2 protein-coding genes and 2 pseudogenes are annotated in these 2,141 nt (G+C 67.0%); 3 read left to right on the top strand and 1 reads right to left on the bottom strand.

From position 1 onward, the window contains the following. A partial coding sequence (locus tag A9G05_RS26140; protein ID WP_139131272.1) for a helix-turn-helix domain-containing protein occupies nt 1-510 on the top strand: 510 nt, incomplete at its 5' end. A 58-nt stretch (nt 511-568) separates the two neighbouring features. Here the strand turns inward: A9G05_RS26140 and A9G05_RS26135 are convergent. After that, nucleotides 569-1,516 (bottom strand): helix-turn-helix domain-containing protein, encoded by a 948-nt coding sequence (locus tag A9G05_RS26135; RefSeq protein ID WP_069563700.1) that lies wholly within the window; start codon nt 1,514-1,516, stop codon nt 569-571. A gap of 92 nt (nt 1,517-1,608) precedes the next feature. On the opposite strand from A9G05_RS26135, the pseudogene A9G05_RS28265 reads away from it, so the two are divergent. Both A9G05_RS28265 and A9G05_RS26130 read left to right on the top strand, forming a co-directional pair. Next, nucleotides 1,609-1,821 (top strand): annotated as a pseudogene (locus A9G05_RS28265) (IclR family transcriptional regulator); the annotation flags it as partial. Nucleotides 1,822-1,923: 102 nt separating this feature from the next. Then, nucleotides 1,924-2,141 (top strand): annotated as a pseudogene (locus tag A9G05_RS26130) (type VI secretion system tip protein VgrG); the annotation flags it as partial.

The following is a 2,141-nucleotide window of genomic DNA, read 5'->3' as shown; positions in this document are numbered from 1 at the left end:
GTGGGCCGCGACCGCCGCTACATCAGCACGCTGTTCGCTGCCCTGCTGCAGGAGTACGAAGGCAGCGCCGCCTCCCGCGACCTGGTGCTGGCGTCCCTGGTCAACGTGCTGGTGGTGTGGATCACCCGCCAGCGCCAGCAGAACACCCCGCCCAGCGGCCGCGACGAGCGCAACCGGCAGTTGCTGGGCCGCTACATCAAGCTGGTGGAGCAGCACTACCGCGAACACCTCACGGTGGAAACCTTCGCCCACCGGCTGGACCTCTCCAGCGTCCACCTCAACACCCTGTGCCGCCGGCTGGCGGGCCAGAGTGCGCTGCAGATCATCCACCAGCGCCTGTTGCTGGAGGCCCGGCGCAGCCTCATCTACACCCACATGACCATTGCCCAGGTCTCCGACAGCCTGGGCTTCAGCGATCCCACCTACTTCTCGCGCTTCTTCCGCCGCCTGAGCGGGCAGTCACCCAACGCCTTCCGCCAGGCGAACAAGCGACACGGAAAGACAGGTTGAGGCCATACCCACCGGGCTGTTGACCTCCCTGGAGGACGGCACATGCCGGCATCCCAGCTCAGCACGGCGGCCGCCGCGTTTCCGAGGGGCACTCGCCAAACAGCTCGCGGTAGCGCGCCGAGAAATGGCTGAGGTGATAGAAGCCCTGCTCCGCCGCCGCCTCGCCGACGTTCAGCACGCTCGCGGGCGTGCTGGTCAGGCGGCGACGCACCGCATTCAGGCGCAGGGTGCGCAGGTATTCCACCGGACGCATGCCCGCCACCAGTTGGAAGCTGCTCTGCAGGGTGCGACGGCTGACCCGCAGTTGCTCGCAGAGCGCGAGGATGCTCGGCAACTCGTCGGTGTTGGCCAGGGCGATTTCCTGGCACTTGCGCACCAGGTAGGCCGACACGGCGACATTGCCACGGCGCTCCCGGGGGGTGTCCCGCGCATGGATGAACAGATCGAGGAAGGTCTCCAGCAACTGCTCCTCCAGATGTACCTCGCACGCCCTGTCCAGGGCGATATCACCCTTCACCAGCGCGTTGAACACCGGCTGGATCCGGCTCCGTACCCGCTCCAGCACCGCACGGGAGACGGCCATCTGCGGCTGCGTGCGCAGGGCACCGAGCTGCTCGCGGGACAGCTCGACCTCTGCCAGGCGGGCGAACCGCTCGGCGTCGATGTTGATGGCGAAGAAGCTCATGCCCTCCGGCGCGTGCAGCAGGAACTCCTCGCCATCGCGCAGCAAGGGCCCGCTCTGCGGGCCGGCCTCGTAGCCCTGCACCACCGGGAAGCGCCCCGCCCCCAGCGACATGGCGATGCACAGCCGCCCACGGGGTGCACAGCCGTGCTGCACCACGCGCTTGTCCAGGGTCTCCTGGAAGATCTGGAAGCGCTCGGCGGCCACCTGCTGCAGCTCGCTGGACAGGCTGCCCCGCCCCATCTGGTCGTAGACCTGGTTCCAACCCAGGATCGAGCCGGCATGTTGCTGGGAATCATCGAAGGAACGCACTTCAGCCAACATCTGGGTCTCTCCTCTCTGCAACAAGGCGCCGTCGGCCAGCAGGCGGCGCAAGGCCCAACAGGCATTCGGCAACGGCGCATCGCCCTCCCCCGGGCTGCTGCCTGACCCGCGACGAGCTGGACATCGACCTCACCGGCATCGCCGCGCCCATCCTCAGCCTCGATGACAAGAGCATCCTCGGCAGCCTCTCCGTGGTCGGCCCCACCCACGACTTCAAGCTGCTGCGCCAGGAAACGGTGACCGACATGCTAGTGGACACCACCCGCCGCATCGCCGCCAACATGCAGCGGCAAGGCGGCTCGTGAAACGCGGAACAGACCGACATCACTACCGGAAGCGCCTGATGGAATCCCCCTAATACAAACAGTCAGTCTCCGTCCTCCCAGTTCCCAAGGACGGAGCACAGCATGTTCAACCCCGCCAACCAGGCGCACTTCAGCCTCGACATCGAAGGCGCCGACCCTGACTTCAAGGTCCTCGCCTTCACCGGCCACGAAGCCCTCAACCAGCCCTTCCGTTTCGACATCGAACTGGTCAGCGAGCGCAGCCGCCTCGACCTCGAAAGCCTCCTGCACAAACCCGCCTTCCTCGCCTTCACCCCCGACGGTCGCGGCGTCCACGGGCA

It is taken from the genome of Pseudomonas sp. ENNP23 (assembly GCF_001728945.1).
Lineage (GTDB): Bacteria > Pseudomonadota > Gammaproteobacteria > Pseudomonadales > Pseudomonadaceae > Metapseudomonas > Metapseudomonas otitidis.
Note: the sequence above shows the minus strand (reverse complement) of the source record. Positions and strands in the feature narration are given on the sequence as shown.

Bases quoted from the DNA above. Each gene is read 5' to 3' on its own strand.
- A9G05_RS26135 (WP_069563700.1), bottom strand. From the start codon at position 1,516: ATGTTGGCTGAAGTGCGTTCCTTCGATGATTCCCAGCAACATGCCGGC.